Origin of the sequence: Actinokineospora spheciospongiae (assembly GCF_003182415.1) — a bacterium.
Taxonomy (GTDB): Bacteria; Actinomycetota; Actinomycetes; order Mycobacteriales; family Pseudonocardiaceae; genus Actinokineospora; species Actinokineospora spheciospongiae.
Genome location: NZ_QHCP01000002.1, coordinates 127,660 through 149,185, shown reverse-complemented (window position 1 = coordinate 149,185; position 21,526 = coordinate 127,660). Strand labels below are relative to the sequence as shown.

24 protein-coding genes and 1 pseudogene are annotated in these 21,526 nt (G+C 73.2%); 16 read left to right on the top strand and 9 right to left on the bottom strand.

What is annotated here, in order from left to right; translation table 11 throughout:
• Positions 1-16: 16 nt before the first annotated feature.
• Genes DFQ13_RS04285 through DFQ13_RS04275 form a run of 3 tightly spaced genes read left to right on the top strand, consistent with a single transcriptional unit; the run spans position 17 to position 1,316 of the window.
• Entirely contained in the window at positions 17-319 is a 303-nt protein-coding gene (locus DFQ13_RS04285) for a DivIVA domain-containing protein (protein WP_035283694.1), read from the top strand.
• The gene (locus DFQ13_RS04280) at positions 316-759 is read left to right on the top strand and encodes an SRPBCC family protein (RefSeq protein WP_110078902.1); all 444 of its coding nucleotides are present in this window, start codon (positions 316-318) and stop codon (positions 757-759) included. The genes DFQ13_RS04285 and DFQ13_RS04280 overlap by 4 nt, the downstream gene beginning before the upstream one ends.
• Complete coding sequence (locus tag DFQ13_RS04275; protein ID WP_110078901.1) at positions 756-1,316, top strand: DNA-3-methyladenine glycosylase I; 561 nt, start codon at positions 756-758, stop codon at positions 1,314-1,316. Before DFQ13_RS04280 ends, DFQ13_RS04275 begins: the two co-directional genes overlap by 4 nt.
• On the opposite strand, the gene DFQ13_RS04270 is transcribed toward DFQ13_RS04275, so the two are convergent.
• Positions 1,313-2,104, bottom strand: coding sequence for an enoyl-CoA hydratase-related protein (locus tag DFQ13_RS04270; protein ID WP_110078900.1), 792 nt, complete (start codon positions 2,102-2,104; stop codon positions 1,313-1,315). The two genes, DFQ13_RS04275 and DFQ13_RS04270, sit on opposite strands and share 4 nt — an antisense overlap.
• Before the next feature lie 426 nt (positions 2,105-2,530).
• Here DFQ13_RS04270 and DFQ13_RS04265 point away from each other — a divergent pair, with 426 nt between their 5' ends.
• Together DFQ13_RS04265 and DFQ13_RS04260 are read left to right on the top strand one after the other, a co-directional pair.
• The gene (locus DFQ13_RS04265; protein ID WP_084175727.1) at positions 2,531-2,698 is read left to right on the top strand and encodes a DUF3117 domain-containing protein; all 168 of its coding nucleotides are present in this window, start codon (positions 2,531-2,533) and stop codon (positions 2,696-2,698) included.
• A gap of 60 nt (positions 2,699-2,758) precedes the next feature.
• Positions 2,759-4,273 (top strand): leucyl aminopeptidase, encoded by a 1,515-nt coding sequence (locus DFQ13_RS04260; protein ID WP_110078899.1) that lies wholly within the window; start codon positions 2,759-2,761, stop codon positions 4,271-4,273.
• Between the two features lie 6 nt (positions 4,274-4,279).
• On the opposite strand, the gene DFQ13_RS04255 is transcribed toward DFQ13_RS04260, so the two are convergent.
• Both DFQ13_RS04255 and glgA read right to left on the bottom strand, forming a co-directional pair.
• Complete coding sequence (locus tag DFQ13_RS04255) at positions 4,280-4,762, bottom strand: GtrA family protein (RefSeq protein ID WP_110078898.1); 483 nt, start codon at positions 4,760-4,762, stop codon at positions 4,280-4,282.
• A gap of 74 nt (positions 4,763-4,836) precedes the next feature.
• Positions 4,837-6,003 (bottom strand): glycogen synthase, encoded by a 1,167-nt coding sequence (gene glgA, locus DFQ13_RS04250; RefSeq protein WP_035283682.1) that lies wholly within the window; start codon positions 6,001-6,003, stop codon positions 4,837-4,839.
• A 118-nt stretch (positions 6,004-6,121) separates the two neighbouring features.
• Here glgA and glgC point away from each other — a divergent pair, with 118 nt between their 5' ends.
• Complete coding sequence (gene glgC / locus DFQ13_RS04245) at positions 6,122-7,339, top strand: glucose-1-phosphate adenylyltransferase (RefSeq protein ID WP_035283679.1); 1,218 nt, start codon at positions 6,122-6,124, stop codon at positions 7,337-7,339.
• 37 nt (positions 7,340-7,376) lie between these two features.
• Here glgC and DFQ13_RS04240 read toward each other — a convergent pair whose 3' ends face one another.
• Positions 7,377-8,024, bottom strand: coding sequence for an O-methyltransferase (locus tag DFQ13_RS04240; RefSeq protein WP_035283678.1), 648 nt, complete (start codon positions 8,022-8,024; stop codon positions 7,377-7,379).
• Between the two features lie 214 nt (positions 8,025-8,238).
• On the opposite strand from DFQ13_RS04240, the gene sigE reads away from it, so the two are divergent.
• The 5 genes from sigE to DFQ13_RS04215 all read left to right on the top strand — a co-directional run bounded on the left by sigE (position 8,239) and on the right by DFQ13_RS04215 (position 12,866).
• The gene (sigE, locus tag DFQ13_RS04235) at positions 8,239-8,832 is read left to right on the top strand and encodes an RNA polymerase sigma factor SigE (protein WP_035283677.1); all 594 of its coding nucleotides are present in this window, start codon (positions 8,239-8,241) and stop codon (positions 8,830-8,832) included.
• Positions 8,829-9,434 (top strand): anti-sigma factor family protein, encoded by a 606-nt coding sequence (locus DFQ13_RS04230; RefSeq protein ID WP_181399844.1) that lies wholly within the window; start codon positions 8,829-8,831, stop codon positions 9,432-9,434. Before sigE ends, DFQ13_RS04230 begins: the two co-directional genes overlap by 4 nt.
• Positions 9,435-9,546: 112 nt before the next feature.
• The gene (locus DFQ13_RS04225) at positions 9,547-11,043 is read left to right on the top strand and encodes a S1C family serine protease (protein WP_110078897.1); all 1,497 of its coding nucleotides are present in this window, start codon (positions 9,547-9,549) and stop codon (positions 11,041-11,043) included.
• 58 nt (positions 11,044-11,101) lie between these two features.
• Complete coding sequence (gene tatB / locus DFQ13_RS04220) at positions 11,102-11,485, top strand: Sec-independent protein translocase protein TatB (protein WP_035283672.1); 384 nt, start codon at positions 11,102-11,104, stop codon at positions 11,483-11,485.
• Positions 11,475-12,866 carry a pentapeptide repeat-containing protein gene (locus DFQ13_RS04215; protein WP_110078896.1) on the top strand — a complete coding sequence of 464 codons (1,392 nt, stop codon included), beginning with the start codon at positions 11,475-11,477 and terminating at the stop codon, positions 12,864-12,866. Before tatB ends, DFQ13_RS04215 begins: the two co-directional genes overlap by 11 nt.
• A 47-nt stretch (positions 12,867-12,913) precedes the next feature.
• Here the strand turns inward: DFQ13_RS04215 and DFQ13_RS04210 are convergent, their stop codons facing one another.
• Positions 12,914-14,059, bottom strand: coding sequence for an Mrp/NBP35 family ATP-binding protein (locus DFQ13_RS04210; protein WP_035283669.1), 1,146 nt, complete (start codon positions 14,057-14,059; stop codon positions 12,914-12,916).
• 135 nt (positions 14,060-14,194) lie between these two features.
• Between DFQ13_RS04210 and DFQ13_RS04205 the strand changes: the two genes are divergently transcribed.
• Positions 14,195-14,647 carry a MarR family winged helix-turn-helix transcriptional regulator gene (locus DFQ13_RS04205; protein WP_035283667.1) on the top strand — a complete coding sequence of 151 codons (453 nt, stop codon included), beginning with the start codon at positions 14,195-14,197 and terminating at the stop codon, positions 14,645-14,647.
• A gap of 60 nt (positions 14,648-14,707) precedes the next feature.
• On the opposite strand, the gene DFQ13_RS04200 is transcribed toward DFQ13_RS04205, so the two are convergent.
• The 4 genes and pseudogenes from DFQ13_RS04200 to DFQ13_RS35495 form a co-directional block, all read right to left on the bottom strand.
• Positions 14,708-15,244, bottom strand: coding sequence for a DUF1003 domain-containing protein (locus DFQ13_RS04200; protein WP_035283666.1), 537 nt, complete (start codon positions 15,242-15,244; stop codon positions 14,708-14,710).
• On the bottom strand, positions 15,237-16,511 hold the full coding sequence (locus DFQ13_RS04195) for a magnesium transporter MgtE N-terminal domain-containing protein (protein ID WP_035283664.1): 1,275 nt from the start codon (positions 16,509-16,511) through the stop codon (positions 15,237-15,239). The genes DFQ13_RS04200 and DFQ13_RS04195 overlap by 8 nt, the downstream gene beginning before the upstream one ends.
• A gap of 162 nt (positions 16,512-16,673) precedes the next feature.
• The gene (locus DFQ13_RS35500; RefSeq protein WP_267897635.1) at positions 16,674-17,081 is read right to left on the bottom strand and encodes an aminoglycoside phosphotransferase family protein; all 408 of its coding nucleotides are present in this window, start codon (positions 17,079-17,081) and stop codon (positions 16,674-16,676) included.
• Between the two features lie 140 nt (positions 17,082-17,221).
• Positions 17,222-17,404 (bottom strand): annotated as a pseudogene (locus DFQ13_RS35495) (aminoglycoside phosphotransferase family protein); the annotation flags it as partial.
• A 198-nt stretch (positions 17,405-17,602) separates the two neighbouring features.
• Here DFQ13_RS35495 and DFQ13_RS04185 point away from each other — a divergent pair.
• The 4 genes from DFQ13_RS04185 to DFQ13_RS04175 all read left to right on the top strand — a co-directional run bounded on the left by DFQ13_RS04185 (position 17,603) and on the right by DFQ13_RS04175 (position 21,378).
• Positions 17,603-18,676: an HpcH/HpaI aldolase/citrate lyase family protein gene (locus tag DFQ13_RS04185; protein WP_035283660.1), complete on the top strand. Its 1,074-nt coding sequence runs from the start codon at positions 17,603-17,605 to the stop codon at positions 18,674-18,676.
• A complete protein-coding gene (locus tag DFQ13_RS04180) occupies positions 18,673-19,542 on the top strand; it encodes an HpcH/HpaI aldolase/citrate lyase family protein (protein ID WP_035283657.1) in 870 nt (289 codons plus the stop codon). The genes DFQ13_RS04185 and DFQ13_RS04180 overlap by 4 nt, the downstream gene beginning before the upstream one ends.
• Positions 19,543-19,898: 356 nt before the next feature.
• Positions 19,899-20,084: a hypothetical protein gene (locus tag DFQ13_RS32970; RefSeq protein ID WP_146241092.1), complete on the top strand. Its 186-nt coding sequence runs from the start codon at positions 19,899-19,901 to the stop codon at positions 20,082-20,084.
• Between the two features lie 97 nt (positions 20,085-20,181).
• Complete coding sequence (locus DFQ13_RS04175) at positions 20,182-21,378, top strand: acyl-CoA dehydrogenase family protein (RefSeq protein ID WP_035283654.1); 1,197 nt, start codon at positions 20,182-20,184, stop codon at positions 21,376-21,378.
• Positions 21,379-21,526 lie beyond the last annotated feature (148 nt).

Below are 21,526 nucleotides of genomic sequence, written 5' to 3'. Positions count from 1 at the left end.
GTGACACGATCCCCCCGTGACCACCGCACTGATCTACCTCGTCGTCATGGTGCTCGTGGCGGGCGTGGTGTTCCTGCTGGCCTCGGTCGTGTTCGGCCGGGGCGAGGAGCTGCCGCCGCTGGCCCCCGGCGCGTCGCCCACCCGCCTGCCCGCCACCGACATCACCGGTGCCGACCTGGAGTCCGTCCGGTTCCAGCTCACCCTGCGCGGCTACAAGATGTCCGAGGTCGACTGGGTGCTGCGCAGGCTCGGCACCGAGATCGACACCCTGCGGGCCAGGGTGGCCGAGCTGGAGCGCGCCAGGGAGGCGGCTGAATGATCGAGGTCACCGAGCGGGTCCCGGTGGCCGCCCCCGCCGACACCACCTGGGCCGCGCTGACCGACTGGGCGCGCCAGGGCGAGTGGATGCTGGGCACGAAGGTCCGGATCACCGAGGGCGACGGGCGCGGTGTCGGGTCCGGCCTGTCGGCGTTCACCGGGGTGCTCGGGGTGGGGTTCACCGACACCATGCGCATCACCACCTGGGAGGCGCCCAAGCGCGTCGAGGTCCTGCACACCGGCGGGGTGGTGCGCGGCACCGGCCTGTTCCAGGTGCAGCCGCGCGGCGGCGACGCGTCCACCTTCGTCTGGCACGAGCGGCTGGAACTGCCGCTGGGCCGGGCGGGCGAACTGGGCTGGCGCGTCGTCGGCCCCGGGTTCCGGTTGGGGGTCCGGTACTCGCTGCGCCGCTTCGCCCGCTTCGCGGAGACCTACCGGTGAACCGGGTCCGCTGCGCCTGGGGCGACTCCGCCCCCGACTACGCCGACTACCACGACACCGAGTGGGGCGTCCCCCTCCACGGCCGCGACGCCCTGTTCGAGCGGATCAGCCTGGAGGCGTTCCAGTCCGGGCTGTCCTGGATCACCATCCTGCGCAAGCGGGAGAACTTCCGCCGCGCCTTCGCCGGTTTCGTCCCGGACGCGATCGCCGCCTTCGACACGACCGACGTCGAACGCCTGATGGCCGACACGGGCATCGTCCGCAACCGCGCCAAGGTCACCGCCACCATCACCAACGCCAGGGCCGTGCTCGCCATGGACACCGACCTCGACGACCTGCTGTGGTCGTTCGCCCCCGGGGTCAAGCCCGCCCGCCCGAAGACGATGGCCGACGTCCCCGCGATCACCCCCGAGTCCACGGCGATGTCGAAGGCGCTGAAGAAGCGCGGCTTCGCCTTCGTCGGCCCCACCACCTGCTACGCCCTCATGCAGGCCACCGGCATGGTCGACGACCACGTGCGGACCTGCTGGCGCGCGACCCCCGAGAACCCGGCCTAGCGGCCCTCGAACACCGGCTCCCGCTTCGCCACGAACGCCTCCACGGCCGCGCGGTGGTCAGCCGTCGCACCCGCCCTGGCCTGCGTCTCGCCCTCGGCGACCAGGCCATCGGCCAGCGGGGCGCCCGCCGAGCGCAGCATGGCCTCCTTGATCATCGCGTAGGCCGTGGTCGGGCCCGCCGCCATCCTGGCCGCCAGCGCCTGCGCGGCGGGGAGCACTTCCGCGGCCGGGAGCACCTGGCCGACCATGCCCAGCCGCAGCGCCTCCTCGGCGGTCACCGGCTTGGCCAGCAGCATCATCTCCATCGCCCGGCCGTAGCCGATGAGCCGCGGCAGCGTCCAGGCCGCGCCCGAGTCGGCGGTGAGGCCGACGTTGGCGAAGGCCATCAGGAACTTCGCCGAGTCGGCGGCGATGCGCAGGTCGCAGGCGTAGGCGAAGGAGGCGCCCGCGCCCGCGGCCATGCCGTTCACCGCGGCGATGATCGGTTTGGGCATCCCGGTGATGGCGGTGACGATCGGGTTGTAGTGTCTCTCCACCGTCGACAGAGGTGCCGGGTCGTCCGCGCGCAGCAGTTCGACGTGCTCCTTGAGGTCCTGGCCCGCGCAGAACGCCTTCCCGGCGCCGGTCAGCACCACCGCGCGCACCGACGCGTCGGCCGCGGCGGCGGTCAGCGCGTCGAGCAGGGCCTCCTTGAGCGCCACCGTGAGCGAGTTGTACGCCTCCGGCCGGTTCAGGGTCAGCGTGCGCACGCCGTCGCGGTCCTCGGTCAGCAGTGCCGTGTCGGACATCGGGCTCCCTTTCACGCGGTGTACCCCTGCTTACCACCCGGGCCCCCCGCCAGGAAGCGGGCCGCCGCCGTGTGTCCACCGACACCACAGCGCGGCCGGGGCCGTCCCCCGAGGGCGCGGGCGGCGCACCATTTTGGACACCGCGGTCCGGATGGCGGGAATGCCGAGGTCGGCTCGGGAAGGCGGCGGCGACCCCGCCCCGGGTGCGCGGGTGTCCGCCGTGGGCGCGGAGGGGGTGCGCGGGAGCCGGGTCGGGAGGCCGCCGGGGGCGGGCCGCCCGCCCATCGTGGCCGGTCACCCGACACGCGATGATCGGTTCGATTTCACCCGCCGCGACCGGATGGGGGAGAATGTCATTCGACCCGGCCGTCCGACGCGTGCGGAGGCCAGCGCCGGGTGGGCAGGCTATGACGGAGGGAGCACGCTATGGCGGCCATGAAGCCCCGGACCGGTGACGGTCCCCTCGAAGTGACTAAGGAGGGCCGGGGCATCGTGATGCGCGTCCCGCTCGAGGGCGGTGGACGCCTCGTCGTGGAGATGACGCCGGAGGAGGCGGGCAACCTCGGGGACGCGCTCAAGTCCGCCTCCGGCTGAGCCGCGACCGCCCACCACCCCACCACCACCCGCTTCCCGAGCATCCCAGCCGGAGGAACCTTGTCCACGCCGGTGCCGACCCTGCCGACGACGCTGCCCGACGTGGAGGTGGCGGCCTCGGTGCGGGGCGGCCTGCCGCTCGTCGTGCTCAGCCGCAGTTCGGCGGACGGCCCCCCGCTGCTCGGGCCAGGCGGGAACGACCTCGGCGCCGACTGGGCGAGCGCGGTCGCGCTGTCCGGCCGGGCGGGCGAGGTGCAGCCCGGCCCCGCCGACTCGGCGGCGGCCTGGGTGCTCGGGGTGGGCGAGGGGACCGCGGCGGACTGGCGGGCGGCGGGCGCGGCACTGGTCCGCGCCGTGGACGCGCGGGCGGCGGCGGACACCGACAGCGGGCGCGGGACCGGGCGGCCGGGGGTGGCGCTCGTGCTGCCGCCGGACGCCGGACCGGAGGAGGCGGCCCAGTTCGCCAGGGGCCTGTCGCTTGGCGGCTACCGGTTCCGGGTCACCGGCGAGGAGCCGAAGCCGCGGCTGCGCACCGCGCGGCTGGTGGTGTCCGAACCGGACCGCCGCGCCGAGGTGGCGGCGGCGGTCAGCCGGGCCACCGCGCTGGCGGCGGCCACCGCCTTCGCCCGCGACCTGGCCAACACCCCGTCCAACGTCAAGGACCCGGCGTGGCTGGCCCGCACCGCGGCCAGGGCGGCGGGGAAGGTGCCCGGCCTGGACGCGGTGGTCCGCGACGAGGAGTGGTTGGCCGAGCACGGTTTCGGCGGGGTCATCGCGGTCGGCGGCGGGTCCGAACGGCCGCCCCGGCTGCTGCACCTCACCTGGGCGCCCCCGGGCGCCGGGGGCCCGCACCTGGTCCTGGTCGGCAAGGGCATCACCTTCGACACCGGCGGCATCTCGATCAAGCCCGCCGACGGGATGCACCTGATGCGCACCGACATGTCCGGCGGTGCCGCCGTCATCGCGGCGATGATCGCGGTGGCCCGCCTGGGCCTGCCGGTCCGGGTGACCGCGCTGGTGCCGTGCGCGGAGAACCACGTCTCCGGTTCCGCCTACCGCCCCGGTGACGTCGTCCGCCACTACGGCGGCCGCACCACCGAGGTGACCAACACCGACGCCGAGGGCCGGATGGTCCTCGCCGACGCCCTGGCCTACGCCGCGGCCGAACTCGGCGCCGACGTCCTCCTCGACGTGGCCACCCTCACCGGCGCCATGAAGATCTCCCTGGGCCTGCGCACCGGCGGCCTGTTCGCCGACTCGGCGGCCCTGGCCGACCGGGTGGTCGAGGCGGGCGCGAAGGCGGGCGAGGCGTGGTGGCGGATGCCGCTGCTCGACGAGTGGGCCGAGCACGTCCCCAGCGACATCGCCGACGTCCGGCAGTGCCCGCCGGGGCCGGGCGGCATCACCGCCGCCCTGTTCCTGCGCGAGTTCACCGCGGGCCTGCCCTGGGCGCACCTGGACATCGCGGGCCCGGCCCGGGCGGACCGCCCCTACGACGACGTCGTCCCGGGCGCCACCGGCTTCGCCGCCCGCACCCTGGTCGAGTTCGTCGACTCCTACGCGGCGGGGGCCTGAGCGGCGTCAGGCCCGACCCGCCAGCGGCTCCGACGGCAGCGCGGCGGCCTCGGGGTCCGCAGCGGCCCCCGGCCCGGCGAACACCCGGTCCAGCACCGCGTACTTCGCCAGGAACACCGGCAACCCGCTGAGCACGTACGTCACGTTCAGCACCAGCGTCCGCACCCCGCGGTCGGCGAGCAGCGGCTCCACCAGCCAGTCCACCCCCGCGGTCAGCACCACCGACACCAGCCCGCCGACCGCGGTCGTCACCAGGTAGCCGACGACCTGCCCGGTCAGCCGCGGCACCCCGCGCTGCCCCCACGCCCACCAGCGCACCAGCACGAAGTGCGGCACCGCCCCCACCGCGAACGCGATCACGCTCGCCGGGAGGGCACCCACCCCGCCCCACGCGTACAGCCCGAACAGCACGAGCTGGCTGATCCCGGTGGCCAGCAGCGACGCCACCGAGTACCGGGAGAACGCCGGTTTGCCCAGGTGAACGTGCACGCCACCACCCTACGAGCCCGGTGCTGACCACGCTCTCAGCCCAGGTGTGACGTTGGGATCACCCCGGGCGCGGATCAGCCGCCGTGCACCGCCCGCGCCGCCTCGTACACGGCCACCGTCTGCTCGGCCACCGACGCCCAGGAGAAGTCCCGCACGGCCCGCTCCCGGCCCGCCGCGCCCATCGCCGCCGCGCGCTCCGGGTCGGCCAGCACCTCGTTGACCGCGTCCGCCAGCCCGCTGCGGAACGCCGACGGGTCCGCCTCGTCGTAGTGCACCAGCAGGCCCGTCTCCCCGTCCACGACGACCTCCGGGATGCCGCCGACGTCCGAGGCGACCACGGCGGTCGCGCACGCCATCGCCTCCAGGTTCACGATGCCCAGCGGCTCGTACACCGACGGGCACACGAACACCGCCGCCCGGCTCAGCAACTGGCGCACCTCGGCGGGCTGCAGCATCTTCTGAATCCAGAACACCCCGGGCCGCGCCGACGCCAGCTCCGCGACCGCCACCCGGGTCTCCTCGGCGATCTCCGGGGTGTCCGGGGCGCCCGCGCACAGCACGACCTGCGCGTCCGGGTCGATGTGGTGGGCGGCGGCCACCAGGTGCCCCACCCCCTTCTGTCGGGTGATCCTGCCCACGAACAGCACGATCGGCCTGCCCGGGTCGATGCCGTGCGCGCGCAGCGCGTCGGTCTCGGTGACCGGGCGGTAGGCGGTGGAGTCGATGCCGTTGCGCACCACGTGCACCCTGGCCGGGTCCAGCGCCGGGTAGCAGTCGAGCACGTCCGCGCGCATCCCGGCGCTGACGGCGATCACCGCGTCCGCCGACTCGTAGGCGGTCTTCTCCACCCACGAGGACAGCCGGTAGCCGCCGCCGAGCTGCTCGGCCTTCCACGGCCTGCGCGGCTCCAGCGAGTGGGCGGTCACCACGTGCGGGACGCCGTGCAGCACCTGGGCGAGCTGACCGGCCATGTTCGCGTACCAGGTGTGCGAGTGGACCAGGTCGACCTTGTCCACCGCCGCGGTGATCGACAGGTCCGCCGACAGCGTGCGCAGCGCCGCGTTCGCGTGCTCCAGCCCGGCGGCCGGGTTGTGCGCGGTCGCGTCGGAGCGCGGCCCGCCGAAGCAGTGCACGTCCACGTCGAGCAGTTCCCGCAGCCGCGGCACCAGGAACGCCACGTGCACGCCCGCCCCGCCGTAGACCTCCGGTGGGTATTCCCTCGTCAGCAGTCCTATGCGCACGCGGGACACGGTAGCCGCACGGCGCCGGGGGAACGCACTGCGGCGCACGGGTGAACGCGGGACCACACAAGCCGATCACGTGTGGCACACCACTGGGTGAGCCGGTTAGGGTCAGGACGTGAAGGGCCAGCCGCGGGTACTCGGGATCGTGTTGGCGGGCGGTGAGGGAAAGCGGCTCTGGCCCTTGACCGCCGACCGCGCCAAGCCCGCTGTGCCGTTCGCCGGGAACTACCGCCTCGTCGACTTCGTCCTGTCGAACCTGGTCAACGCCGGGTTCCACCGGCTGTGCGTGCTCACCCAGTACAAGTCGCACTCGCTGGACCGGCACATCTCCACCACCTGGCGGCTGTCGAACATCCTCGGCCAGTACGTCACCCCGGTGCCCGCGCAGCAGCGCCTGGGCCCGCGCTGGTACACCGGCAGCGCCGACGCGATCTTCCAGTCGCTGAACCTGGTGCACGACGAGCGGCCCGACTACATCGCGGTCTTCGGCGCCGACCACGTCTACCGGATGGACCCGGCGCAGATGCTGGAGCGCCACATCGCCACCGGCGCGGGGGTCACCGTCGCGGGCATCCGGGTGCCGCGCCAGGAGGCGCGCGCCTTCGGCTGCATCGACTCCGACGCCACCGGCCGCATCACCCGGTTCCTGGAGAAGCCCGCCGACCCGCCCGCGGTCCCCGACGACCCGGACGTGACGTTCGCCTCCATGGGCAACTACCTGTTCTCCACCGCGGCCCTGCTCGACGCGCTCAAGGCCGACGCCGCCGACAAGGACTCCCTGCACGACATGGGCGGCGACATCATCCCGATGCTGGTCGACCGGGGCTCGGCGTGGGTGTACGACTTCGCCGACAACGAGGTCCCCGGCGAGACCGAGCGCGACCGCGGCTACTGGCGCGACGTCGGCACCCTGGACGCCTACTACGACGCGCACATGGACCTGGTGTCGGTGCACCCGGTGTTCAACCTCTACAACCAGCAGTGGCCCATCCGCACCGCCACCCCGCCGCTGCCCCCGGCGAAGTTCGTCAACCAGGGCCTGGCCCAGGAGTCGATGATCGGCCCGGGCACCATCGTCTCCGGCGCCCGGGTGACCGGCTCGGTCATCAGCTCCGACGTGGTCATCGAGGACGGCGCGGTCGTGGAGGGCAGCGTCCTGCTCCCGGGGGTGCGGGTCGGCAAGGGCGCCGTCGTGCGCCGGGCCATCCTCGACAAGAACGTCACCGTCGGTGACGGCGTCCACATCGGTGTCGACCCGGAAGCGGACCGCGCCCGGTACACCGTGAGCGGCAGCGGCATCGTCGTCCTGGGCAAGGGCACCCACGCCGACTGACCCGCCCGGGTGATCCCGGGGACCCGGGCCGACCCGCCTAGACCTTGGCCGCGACCAGCAGGCCCTCGCCCACCGGCAGCAGCATCGGCACCAGCCGGTCGTCCTCGCGGATCGCCCTGGCGGCCTCGCGCACCCCCTGGGTGTCCGGGTCGCGGCGGGTGGGGTCGGCCACCCGGCCCTGCCACAGGATGTTGTCGAACGCCAGCACGCCACCGGGCCGCAGCAGGCGCACGCCCTGCTGGTGGTACTCGGGGTACTCGGGCTTGGACGCGTCGATGAACAGCAGGTCGTAGCCGCCGTCGGTCAGCCGGGGCAGCACGTCGAGGGCGCGGCCCATGATCAGCCGGGTGCGGCCGGGGGCGACGCCCGCCGCGGTGAAGGTGCGCTTGGCCAGGGCCTGGTGCTCGGGGTCGAGGTCGATCGAGGTGAGGACCCCGTCGGGGGCCATCCCGCGCAGCAGGTACAGGCCGCTGACCCCCAGGCCGGTGCCCACCTCGACAACGGCCTTCGCGCGCAGCACACTGGCCAGGAACCGCAGCGCCGCCCCGCTGCTCGGGCTGACCGGGACCGACCCCAGCCGCAGCGCGGTGGCCCGCGCCGACGCCAGCGCGTCGTCTTCGGCCAGGAAGCCGTCGACGTACCCGCTCAGGTCCGCCGGGTCCACGGCGGGCGATTCCCGTCCCACGGGAACGGAGGTTAGCGCCGCCGATGGGGAAAACGGGTGAACTCGACCGGAAGGTCACCCCCTGAACGTTTTCTCAGGCTCATCTCAGCAGGCTCTCACCATGGCCACATGGGGGTACCCCAGAGTGGACGGCATGGCTGGGACGGGTCTGACCCGGGAGCGGGGGAACACGATGGGACGCGCGGACGTTGTCCGGAAGACGGCGAAGGACCCTGTGCAGGAGGTGCGTATCCCCGCCACCCAGACCGCCGAGCCGAGGCCGGTGGAGATCGAGGAGACGGCCTGGACGCCGCCGTCGTGGGACGAGGTCGTGCGCGAGCACGCCGACCGCGTCTACCGGCTCGCCTACCGCCTGACCGGCAACGCCCACGACGCCGAGGACCTCACCCAGGAGACCTTCATCCGGGTGTTCCGCTCGCTGGCGTCCTACAAGCCCGGCACCTTCGAGGGCTGGCTGCACCGCATCACCACCAACCTGTTCCTGGACATGGCCCGCCGCCGCTCGCGGCTGCGGATGGAGGCCCTGCCCGAGGACACCGACCGCCTCGCCGGGGACGACCCGAGCCCGGAGCAGGTCTACGGCGAGACCCACCTCGACCCGGACCTGCAGGCCGCGCTGGACGAGCTGCCCCCGGAGTTCCGCGCCGCCGTCGTGCTCTGCGACGTGGAGGGCCTGTCCTACGAGGAGATCGGCGCCACCCTCGGGGTGAAGCTGGGTACTGTCCGCAGCAGAATCCACCGGGGCCGCCAGGCCCTGCGCGCGTCGCTGGAGCGGCGCCGGGAACTCGCACGGGAGGCCGCGCTATGACGTTCGAGAGCCTGGGGCTGCCCGACCAGCACCTCATGCCCGACGCCGTGGTGGCCTTCGTCGACGGTGAACTCGGCCGCACCCCGCACGACCGCGCGACCGCGCACCTGGCCCGCTGCCCGTGGTGCGCCGCCGAGGTCACCGCCCAGCGGCAGGCCCGCTCGGCGGTCCGCGCGGCCGACGTGCCCAGCATGTCCGCCGGGTTCCTCGCCTCGCTGCGGGCCATCCCGCAGGAGGTCGACCTCCCCGGCGCCCCGGACAACCTCGCGGTCACCGACGACGGCCAACTGGTCGCCATCCAGCGCCCCGAGGCCACCGCCGCGTTCGGCACCGCCACCCCGCTGGGGTCCTCGCCGCGCCTGGGCGAGGGCAGCGCCGTCCTGGGCCGCAGGTCCGGCCGCCGCGCCGCCCAGGGTGCCGGTGTGGTCGTCTCCGGCCTGGTGCTCGGCGCGCTCGCGCTGGTCAACACCGGTGGCGGCCCCGTCCCCGGTACCGCCGAGCCGTACCCGACCGCGGGCGACATCGAACCGGTCGGCTTCGTCGGCGCCCGCCCGACCGCGGCCGACCAGGCCCCCTCGTTCGGCCTCGTCGCCGCCCGCTGACCGCAAGACCACCGCAACCGCCCCCGCCCGGGGGCGGTTCTCTTCGTGCGCAACCGCTTCCCGCGCGGTTCCGCACGCCCATTTCACCGTCGTTGCGGCACCGTGGTGGATGATGACTCAGCAGAACCCCGACCCCGAGCAGCGGATCGGACCCAGGCCGCTGGAGCGGCCCGCGGTCGATCCCTCGTCGGCGGCCGCGTTCGGGCGGCCCGCCGGGGTCGACGGCGCCTTCTCCCCCCACGCCGCGGCCCGCCCGTCGCTCGGGGGGCTGCCGAGTGCGCCGCCGACCCCGGACGCGCTCGCGAGCGCGTTCGGCCGCACGCCCGCCGACACCGGGGTGCGGTTGCAGCGACCCCCCGGCGCAGGCGGCGGGGACGCCGGCGACGAGGGCCACCTGTGGAGCGAGGACGCCGACCCGTGGCGCGACCCGGCCGCGGGTGCGGTCATCGGCCCACCCGCGGTGCCCAAGGACGACGACGAGCCCGCCGCAGGGTCCACCCGGGGCACCGGCGCGCTGCTGAGCCTGCCTGACGTCCTCTTCGGCAGGCGGGTCAAGCCCGTCGCGCTGGTCCTGCTCGGTGTCGTCGCCCTGGTGATCGGGGCGGCGGGCGGGCTGGTCGGCTGGGTGGTCGCCCGCGGCGGCGACGCGCTCACCAGCGACGTCACCCTGGCCCAGGTCGAGCCCGGGGTGCAGCGCCCGGTCGGGTCCGTGTCCGACATCGCGACCAGGGTGCGGCCCGCGGTGGTGTCCATCGAGGTGCGCATGGAGCAGGGCGGCGGCACCGGCTCCGGGGTGTTCATCGACGGTTCCGGCTACATCCTCACCAACTGGCACGTGGTCACCCTGGAGGGTCGCGCCACCCCGGAGTCCACGATCACCACCGTGTTCACCGACGGCACCCGGGCCGAGGCGAAGGTCGTGGGCACCGACGCCAAGACCGACCTCGCCGTGATCAAGGTCGCGGTGACCAACCCGACCGTGCTGCAATTCGGCGACTCCGACAAGCTCCAGGTCGGCGACCCGGTGATCGCCGTCGGTTCCCCGCTCGGCCTGTCCGACACGGTCACCCAGGGCATCGTCAGCGCCCTGCACCGCCCGGTCGTCGCGGGTGGGGAGAACGGCGAGGCGCCCATCACCTACGACGCCATCCAGACCGACGCGGCGATCAACCAGGGCAACTCCGGCGGCCCGCTGGTCGACGCCACCGGGGCGCTGATCGGCATCAACTCCGCCATCCGCTCCAGCACCGGCAACACCGGCTCCATCGGCCTGGGCTTCGCCATCCCCGGCAACGACGCCAAGCGCATCGCCGAGACCATCATCCGCGACGGCCAGGTCAAGCACGCCGACATCGGCGCCAACGTCAAGTCGGTCTCCGCCGACACCGCCGAGGGCGCCCAGGTCGTCAACGTCGCCGACGGCGGCGCGGCGGCCGCTGCGGGCATCGCCGAGGGCGACGTGATCCGCAAGGTCGGCGACCGGCAGGTGCGCAACGCCGCCGAACTGACCGTCGCGGTCCGCGAGCACCGGCCCGGGGACACCGTTCCCGTCGTGTTGGCCCGGCAGGGGCGCGAACTCACCATTCAGGTCACCCTGCGGTCGGACTGACCGGATACTCTGGCGGTCAGGGCAGCAACGTCGGGCAGCAGACAGCGGGAGGTGAGCGGTGTTCGAGAGCGTCGGCTGGGCGGAAATCCTCGTGCTGGGGATCGCGGGCCTGTTCATCCTCGGCCCGGAACGCCTCCCCGCCGCGGCGGCCTGGGTGGGCCGCTCCATCCGCAAGGTCCGCGAGTACGCCACCGGCGCCCGCGACCAGCTCAAGAACGAACTCGGCCCCGACTTCGACGAGCTGCGCAAACCCCTGCAGGACCTCCAGCAGTTGCGCAACTTCGACCCGAAGACCATCGTCACCCAAACCCTCTTCGGCGACGGCGACAACGGCGTCAAGCCCAACGGCTACGCCGACACCCAGCCCCAGCTACCCCCCCGCCCCCCGGCCGACCCGCCCAAGCCCGGCGACCGGCCCAAGATCGACCCCGATGCCACCTGAGCGTCCGCTCCGCTTCCCCGCCCCACACCTCGACGAGTACCGCCTGGACTTCGCCCGGGAGCGCCGCGCCGCAGCAGGCAGGCTGCTCGAACACCGGGTGCGCCGGGTGGCGCGCGGGCTCCGCTCCCGCCGCCCGCACGCCCGGCTCGACGCGGTGCGGGCGCTGCGCCACCTCGCATTCCTGCGCGAGCCACTGCTCCGCGTCGTCGCGGCGATCGGCTGCGAGTACCTGCGGCGGCCACCCGCCGACGCGGACGAACCGGTGCGGGCGGCGGTGCAGCACCTGGTCGCCGACTGCTGCCGCACCCGCCCCGCCTCCCCGGTCCTCCTGGACCTGACCGGCGCGACCCTGCTCGACCTGGACCTCGCCGGGTGCGTGATCCGCGACCTGCACTGCCCCGGGGCGCGGTTCCTCGGCCGCACCGACCTGTCCTACGCCGAAGTGACCGGGACGACCGACCTCGGGGGCGCCCGGTTCACCGGCGACGCGGTGTTCTCCGACGTGCGCCTGCGCGGGGACGCCCGGTTCACCGGGGCCGTCTTCGCCGCCGCGGCCAACTTCAGCCGGGCACACTTCGCCGGTGCCGCCCGGTTCGACGGCGTGACGTTCACCGGGCCCGGCGCCTGGTTCCACAGGGCCCGCTTCGCCGCGGCGGTCGACTTCCGGGGCGCCACCCCGCTCGAGCGGGCCGACTTCGCAGGCGTGGAGTTCAACGGCGACCACGGTGACCGGTTCGCCGCCGCCGTCGTCCACGCGGTCGACTCCGCACTCGCCACCCAGCTCGCGCGGCTGACCTCGACCGACCACGCCGTCCAGGGGGAGGCGCTGGCCGCCCTCAACCGGATCGGCATCGCGCACCCGCGCTGCCGCGGGGCCGTCGTGAGCGCGATCTGCGCGCACCTGCGCCGCACGACCGACCGCCGCGCGGTCGCCGTCCTGCGCGACCACCTGCACTTCGCCACGCCCGACGGGTTCTGGTCCGACATCGACCTCGACCTGTCCGGCGGCACCTTCACCGACCTGGACCTGTCCGGCGTGGGCGTGAACCGCTTCCACGCCGCGGGCGCCACGTTCACCGGGCACACCCGCCTGGACCACCTGGACGCCGACACCCTCGACCTGCGCGGCGCGGTCTTCCACGGCACGGCGAGCCTGGTCCAGGTCATCGCGGAGGAGACCGCCGACCTGTCCGACACCGCGTTCCACGGCCCGGCCGACCTCAGCCGCCTGTCCGTCCTCGGCCCGGCCACGTTCGCCAGGGCCACCTTCGCGGCGGGAGCCGAGGCCGACGAGGTCTTCCTCGCCGAGGGGGCTGACCTCACCGGCGCCGTGAACCCGCCCGCCGGGCTGATCACCGCCGCCGGGAGACCCGGCACCTGATCACGGCCGGGACACCGCCCACGACGGGTCGTGGGCGGTGCGCCGGATCAGCGACCGGCCGGGGAGACCGACAGCATCCGACCAGCCAGCCCGCGGGCGCGGACCGACAGCTTGCCCGCGACCTCGGTGAGGACCTTCGCCGCCGGGGCGTCCGGGGTGCTGGTCACCAGGGGCTTGCCGTCGTCGCCGCCCTCGCGCAGGCGCGGGTCCAGCGGGACCTGGCCCAGCAGCGGCACGGTGGAGCCGACGGCCTTCGACAGCGAGTCGGCCACGAGCTGACCGCCACCGGAGCCGAAGACGTCCATCCGGGTGCCGTCGGGCATCTCCAGCCAGGACATGTTCTCGATGACGCCCGCGATCCGCTGGCGGGTCTGCAGCGCGATCGAGCCCGCCCGCTCGGCGACCTCGGCCGCGGCCTGCTGCGGGGTGGTGACGACCAGGATCTCCGCGTTCGGGATGAGCTGCGCCACCGAGATGGCGATGTCGCCGGTGCCCGGGGGCAGGTCCAGCAGCAGCACGTCCAGGTCGCCCCAGAACACGTCGGCGAGGAACTGCTGCAGCGCGCGGTGCAGCATCGGGCCGCGCCAGACGACCGGGGTGTTGCCCGGGGTGAACATGCCGATGGAGATGACCTTCACGCCGTTGGCCTCCGGCGGCAGGATCATCTTCTCGACCTTGGTGGGCTTCTCGCGGGAGCCGACCATGCGCGGGATCGAGTGGCCGTAGATGTCGGCGTCGACGATGCCGACCTTGATGCCCCTGGCGGCCATGGCGACGGCCAGGTTGACCGTGACGCTGGACTTGCCCACCCCGCCCTTGCCGGACGCGACGCAGTACACCCGCGTCAGCGAGCCGGGTTCGGCGAACGGGATGCGCGGCTCCTCGGCGTCGCCGCGCAGCGACTTGCGCAGCGCGGTCCGCTGCTCGTCGTTCATCACGTCCAGCTCGACCGCGACCGACCGCACCCCGCCCAGGGCGGTCACCGCCGCGGTGACGTCCTTGGTGATCTTGTCGCGGAGCGGGCAGCCCGCCACGGTGAGGTAGATGGCGACGTCGACCCGGCCGTCCGGGTGCACGGTCACGTCCTTGACCATGCCGAGGTCGGTGATCGGGCGGTGGATCTCGGGGTCCTGCACGCCCGCCAGAGCCTTCCGCACGGCCTCGACGCTGGGAACCTGCTCGGTTGTGGTCACCAGCCCATGCTACGGGCGGGTAGCCGGGGCGGTCCGCGCGGATGGCACGCGCCACAACCGTTGTCAAGGGCGCCGTGCGACGACCCGGGCGCGGTCCGTAACCTTGTCACCCCGCGCGCAGGATGAGGAGGGCCCGTGACCGCACCGGACAGGTCCGTGCGACCCACCCGGACCGAGTTGCACGCCTGGCGCACGTTCCTGCGCGCGCACGCCAGGGTGACCAGGGTCCTGGAGGCCGAACTGGTCGCCGAGCAGCAGCTTTCCCTGGGCGGCTACGACGTGCTGGTCCAGCTTGCCGAGGCCCCCGACCACCGGCTGCGGATGGCCGAACTGGCCGACGCGGTCCTGCTCTCGCGCTCCGGCGTCACCCGCCTGGTCGACCGCTTGGAGCGCGCGGGCATGGTCGCCCGCGAACGCGTCCCCGGCGACGGCCGCGGCGTGGTCGCCACCCTCACCGCCCACGGCCTCGACGTGCTGCGCACCGCCTCCCGCACCCACCTGGCCGGGGTCTCCGAGCACTTCGTGGCCCGCCTCAGCGCCGAGCAGCTCGCCTACCTGGGCGAACTCTGCGGCAAACTCGCCGACTGACCCACCCGCGACCGCACCGGCCGAGACCGGGGCTCGGACGCGCCCGCCCCGGCCCCGCGGTCAGTGCGAGATCTCGTTGCGCCGGGTCTCGTCCCGCGATTGCTCCGGCCGCTGCTTCTTGCGCTTGATGTCGCCGCTGAGGTCCGACCGCAGCTTCTCCAGCTCCCCGCGCAGGTAGTCGCGCGTGGCCACCTCGCCGACCGCGATCCGCAGCGCCGCCAGCTCGCGGGCGAGGAACTCGGTGTCGGCCTTGGTCTGCGCGGCCCGCGCCCGGTCCTCGTCCAGCGACACCCGGTCGCGGTCGTCCTGGCGGTTCTGCGCGAGCAGGATCAGCGGCGCGGCGTACGCGGCCTGGGTGGAGAAGGCCAGGTTGAGCAGGATGAACGGGTACGGGTCCCACCGCAGCGACACCGCCACCAGGTTCAGCACGATCCAGGTGATCACGATCAGCGTCTGCCAGAACAGGAACGTCCCGGTGCCCAGGAACCGGGCCAGGTTCTCCGACAGCCGCCCGAAGGTGTCCGGGTCGATCGTCAGCTTGAACCCGCGCGGGGCCCTGGGCTGGTCGAGGCGCCTGCGGGAGGTGGGCTCAGGCACGGGTGCCCACCCCGGTGTGCCGCGACTGCCGCTCCCGCCAGCCCTCGGGCAGCAGGTGGTCCAGCACGTCGTCGACGGTGATCGCGCCGAGCAGGTGCTCCTCGTCGTCGACGACCGGGGCGCAGACCAGGTTGTAGTTGGCGAAGTAGCGGGTGACCTCCAGCAGCGACGCGTCCGGCCGCAGGCTGGTCAGCTCCTTGTCCACCGCCCCCGCCACCAGGTCGAACGGGGGGTCGCGCAGCAGCCGCTGGATGTGCACGCAGCCCAGGTAGCGGCCGGTGGGGGTGGCGCTGGGCGGGCGGCAGACGAACACCATGCTGGCCAGCGCCGGGGTGATGTCCGGGTTGCGCACCCGCGCCAGCGCCTCGGCGATGGAGGAGTCCGGGGTGAGCACGATCGGCTCCGGGGTCATCAGCCCGCCCGCGGTGTCGGAGGAGTACTCCAGCAGTCGCTTGACCGGGGCGGACTCCGCGGGCTCCATGAGTTCGAGGAACCGCTCCTTGTCCCGGTCGGACAGCTCGGCGAGCAGGTCGGCGGCGTCGTCGGGGTCCATCGCCCCGAGCACGTCCGCGCCGCGCTCCTCGTCGAGGTGCTTGAGCAGGTCCATCTGGTCGTCCTCGGGCAGTTCGGCGAGCACGTCGGCGAGCCGTTCGTCATCGAGGGCGTCGGCCACCTCGTAGCGCCGCTTCGACGGCAGGTCCTGCAGCGCGGTCGCCACGTCGGCGGCCCGCATCGAGTCGAACACCGCCAGAAGCTGGTGCGCGGCCTGCGGGTGCCCGGCCAGCTCCAGCACCCCCGGCGCGCGCACCTGCGACCAGTCGACCACCTGCACCGGCCCGCGCCGCACCAGCCTGCCGGTGCGCTCGCGGATCGCCACCCGGTCGATGACCCAGTCGCGGGTGCGGGTCGGCTCCATCGCCACGTCCACCACCACGGCCGGGCTGCCGGTCGCGGTCACGTGCACGCGCGCGTCCAGTAGCTGCCCCACCACCAGGGCCTCGTTGGGCCGCTGGGTGAAGTGCCGCATGTTCACCGAACCGGTGGACAGGGTGATGGCGCCCGCGTCGATCGAGGTCACCCGCAGCATGGGCACGAACACCCGCCGCCGGGTCGCCAGCTCCACCACCACGCCCAACACGCGCGGGGGCTGCGCGTCCGTCCGCAGCCCGGCGACCAGGTCGCGGAGCTTGCCGATGGACTCCCCGTCCGGTCCGAAGACCGGCAGGCCCAGGAGCTGGGCCACGAATACCTTGCTCTTGCCGGCCACCCGGCCAGGCTAGTCGCCCGCGGCCGGTCACACCGCCCGGGCGCCGGTGCGGTGGCGGAGCCCACGGCGCCCGCGCGGGTCGGCGGGAGCCCCCGTCGGCTGCCGCGGCGCCGGGCGGCGCGGCGTTCCCGCGAACCCGGTGCGGTGCATCCGGTCCGCTGCTCACGCCAGGGCCCGGGCGATCGCCGGGGCGGTCAGGGTCGCGGGGTCCTCGGAGTCCGGATCGGACCAGTTCTCCACCGCCCGCACGAACGCCCAGCGGCGGGCCAGGTCGTGGTCGAGGCCCGCCGCGTCGACGACCGCGGCCAGCCGGTCGGGCACCGACGACTCCTCCCACCGGTTCCACAGCAGCGCGATCAGGCCGAACTCGGGGTCGCCCGCCAGCGGCTTCGGGTCGATCACCAGCCACGGTTCGCGCTCACCGCGCAGCACGTTCCCGAAGTGCAGGTCCTCGTTGACCAGCCGGTCCCCGGCGCGCGGGCCCAGTTCCGCGCAGTAGGCCACGGCCTGCTCGACCAGTTCGGCGGGCGCGTCCCCCTCGGGCAGCTCGCGCACCCACCGGGCGGCCACGTCGCGCAGCGCGCGCAGCCGCGGCGGTCCAGGCGGCGCAGCAGGGAGGTGATCACCCCCAGCGCCACCGGCAGCGGCTCGTCGTCGAGGGAGTGGGCCGGGTCGAGCCGTTCGAGCAGCAGCTCCCACGGCTCGGCGGCCAGCAGCCGGACCGCGCCGTCGCCGTCCCAGGTGGACAGGGCCAGCGCCTCGTGCTCGGCCTCGGGGTGCGGCCGGGTGATCTTCAACATGGCCGGGGTGCCGTCGGCGGCGCGCACCGGGAGCACGACCGCGCACCAGCCGTGCAGCGGCTCCCCGTCGGCGGTCAGGTCCCACCGGCGCATCGCCGCCGCGGCCTGCGCGGGCAGCCCCACCACCCACTCGTGCTCACCTTCGGACACCCAGTGCCGGGCGAACGCGGGCGGGACGATCAAGGGATCACGTGTCATGGAAACCACAATGGCGGTCCGCCACCGGCCGTGGTCGACTACAACTCCCAGGCGGTTACCGGCTGGTTAACCACGTGATCGAACGGAGGCTCGATGCGTTCACCGAAGGACTTCTTCCGCCCGCTCGCGGTGGGTGCGCCCGAGCCGGTGCGGGAGATCCCGTTCCGGCCCTCGCGCATGATCCACTTCTTCGACCCGAGCAACGAGAAGATGGCCGCGAAGGTGCCGGACATGGCCGCGCAGGCCGACGTCGTCCTGGGCAACCTGGAGGACGCCATCCGGGCCGACCGCAAGGAGGCCGCCCGCGAGGGCCTGGTGCGGATCGCCAGGGACACCGACTTCGGCGAGACCCAGCTGTGGACGCGGATCAACAGCCTCGACTCCCCCTGGGTGCTCGACGACCTGATCACCCTGGTCACCAACATCGGCGACAAGCTCGACGTGATCATGGTGCCGAAGGTGGAGAGCGCCGCGGACATCCACTACGTCGACCGCCTGCTCGCCCAGCTCGAGGCCCGCGCGGACGTGTCCCGCCCGATCCTGGTGCACGCGCTGCTGGAGACCTCCTCGGGCGTGGCGAACGTCGAGGACATCGCCACCGCCAGCCCGCGGATGCAGGGCATCTCGCTGGGCCCGGCCGACCTCGCCGCCAGCCGCCGGATGAAGACCACCCGGGTCGGCGGCGGCCACCCCGGCTACCTGGTGCGCCAGGACCCCACCGGCGACGACCTGACCACCGGTCGCGCCACCTACCAGCAGGACCTGTGGCACTACACGGTGGCGCGGATGGTCGACGCCTGCGCCGCGGCCGGAATCCTGCCGTACTACGGCCCGTTCGGCGACATCGCCGACGTGGTCGCCTGCGAGGACCAGTTCCGCAACGCGTTCCTGCTCGGCTGCGTCGGCGCGTGGAGCCTGCACCCCAAGCAGATCGCCATCGCCAAGAAGGTCTTCTCCCCGTCGGCGGAGGACGTCGCCTGGGCCCGCCGGGTCATCGAGGCCATGGGCGACGGCACCGGCGCGGTCATGATCGACGGCAAGATGCAGGACGACGCCACCGTGAAGCAGTGCCGCGTGGTGGCCGAGCTGGCCGACGCCCTGTCGGCCCGCGACCCCGAGCTGGCCGCCGCGTACGAGGCCGCGACGAAGGAGGCCCTGGCCCAGTGACCGCTTACCGCCCCCGCCGCTCCGTCCTCTACATGCCCGGCGCCAACGAGCGCGCCCTGGAGAAGGCCAAGACCCTCGACGCCGACGCGCTGATCCTCGACCTGGAGGACTCGGTGTCCCCGGACGCCAAGGCCGACGGCCGCGCGCGCGTCTGCGCCGCCGCCGCCTCCGGCGAGTACGGCCGCCGCGAGGTGACCATCCGGGTCAACGGCCTGGACACCGAGTGGCACGCCGACGACATCCGCGCCGCCGCCGAGGCGGGCCCGGACGCCATCGTGGTGCCCAAGGTCAACTCCGCCGCCGAGGTGCACGAGATCGAGAAGTCCCTGGAGGCGGCGGGCGCCCCCGACCGCACCGCGATCTGGGCCATGGTCGAGACCCCCATCGCCATGCTGCGCGCCCACGACATCGCCGCGGCCAGCGACCGGCTCACGGTCCTGGTCATGGGCACCAACGACCTGGCCAAGGAGTTGCAGGCCGAGCATGTCCCCGGCCGAGCCCCCCTGCTCGGCGGCCTGTCCCTGGCGCTGCTCGCCGCCCGCGCCACCAGCAAGGTCATCCTCGACGGCGTCTACAACGACGTGAAGGACCTGGAGGGCTTCGCCGCGGAGTGCACCCAGGGCCGCCAGTTCGGCTTCGACGGCAAGACCCTGATCCACCCGGGCCAACTGGAGACCTGCAACCGCGTCTTCGCGCCGTCGGAAGAGGAGGTGGCCCGCTCGGAGAAGATCATCGAGGCGTTCGAGGCCGCCACCGCCGAGGGCAGGGGAGTGGTCACCGTCGACGGCCGCATGATCGAGAACCTGCACGTGGACCAGGCCCGCCGGGTCCTCTCCGTCGCCGCCGCCATCCGCGACCGCGGCTGATCCCCCCCCCGAGTCCGAGCCGCTCCCGCCACCGCGGGGGCGGCTCGTCTTCTTCCCCACGTGGTCGGACCGCCCACGGCGCTCAGGGACCGCCCACGGCGCTCACGATCCCTTCATGGTGCTCACCGATCCGCCCACGGCGCTCGCGATCCGCTCGTGGCGTTCCCGCCGCACGAGCCCGCGGTGATCAGCCAAGACATCGCAGCGTCATCAAGCCGTTACCCCTTTCAAAAGTCACGCTTCGGTCACGGTGCAGGTCAAGGACGTAACGGGGCGCCAAAGGTTGCGGTGACATAACGCACAGGTCACGGGCAGGGGGTTGCCGTATGGGCGTCCTGTGATGTCTTCTGTGCGACATGGGTAGACACAGCCTCCCTTCGGAGTCCCGCGGCGTCCTCGGTGTGTTCGGCGGGCGGCGCAAGCAGCGCGACGACCTGTTCGACCGCAGCTTCCGCGAGTGCGTCGACTGCGGCGCCGACGTCTACGTGCTGGCCGAGGACTGCAAGGACTGCGGCACCGCGCTGGAGCTGCGCGCGAGCTGAGCGGTACCGCTGAGACCCCTCCCACTTCCATGGCGCGGACGGGCGTTGACCGGTGGATACTGGCCGGTAACCACGTCACCGCAGACAGGGAGCTCGCATGGCCCGCCTCGCCCAGACCGCAGGCTTGACCGACGTTCAGCAGGAGATCCTGTCCACCGTCAAGGACTTCGTGGACAAGGAGATCATCCCGAACGCCCAGGCGCTGGAGCACGCGGATGAGTACCCCAAGGACATCGTCGAGGGCATGAAGGAGATGGGCCTGTTCGGGCTCACCATCCCGGAGGAGTACGGCGGCCTCGGCGAGTCCCTGCTGACCTACGCCCTGGTCGTGGAGCAGATCGCCCGCGGCTGGATGAGCGTCTCCGGCGTGATCAACACCCACTTCATCGTGGCGCACATGGTCAAGCAGCACGGCACCGAGGCGCAGAAGCAGCACTACCTGCCCAAGATGGCCGCCGGTGAGATCCGCGGGTCGTTCTCCATGTCCGAGCCCGACCTGGGCTCCGACGTCGCCGCCATCAAGACGCGGGCGCGCAAGGACGGCGACGGGTACGTCATCGACGGCGCCAAGATGTGGCTGACCAACGGCGGCAGTTCCAACCTCATCGCCCTGCTGGCCAAGACCGACGAGGGCGCGGAGAAGCCGCACCAGAACCTCACCACCTTCCTGGTGGACAAGACCGAGGGCTTCGGCGAGGTCGCTCCCGGCCTCACCATCCCCGGCAAGATCGACAAGATGGGCTACAAGGGCGTCGACACCACCGAGGCCGTCTTCGACGGCTTCAAGATCGGTGCCGACAAGGTCCTGGGCGAAGCCCCGGGCAAGGGCTTCAGCTACATGATGGACGGCGTCGAGGTCGGCCGGGTCAACGTCGCCGCGCGCGCCTGCGGCATCGCGATCCGGGCGTTCGAGCTGGCCGTGGAGTACGCCCAGCAGCGCAAGACCTTCGGCAAGGCCATCGCCGAGCACCAGGCCATCGCCTTCAAGCTCGCCGAGATGGCCACCAAGGTCGAGGCCGCCCACCTGATGATGGTCAACGCGGCCCGGCTCAAGGACTCCGGCGCCCGCAACGACGTCGAGGCGGGCATGGCCAAGCTGATCGCCAGCGAGTACTGCGCCGAGGTCACCCAGGAGTCCTTCCGCATCCACGGCGGCTACGGCTACTCCAAGGAGTACGAGATCGAGCGCCTCATGCGCGAGGCCCCGTTCCTGCTCATCGGCGAGGGCACCAGCGAGATCCAGAAGACCATCATCTCCCGCGGTCTGCTGCGCGAGTACAAGTCGCGGAACTGATCACCTCTCCTCCTCTCCCGGGCGGGGCGACGGCGTTGGCCGTCGCCCCGTTTCCTGTTGTGGCCTGCCGCCGTCTGCTCCCGGGGTCCACTCTGCTGGTCGTGGGCGGCCTCCGCAAACGTCCATCCACAACCCCCTGAGTTGTCCA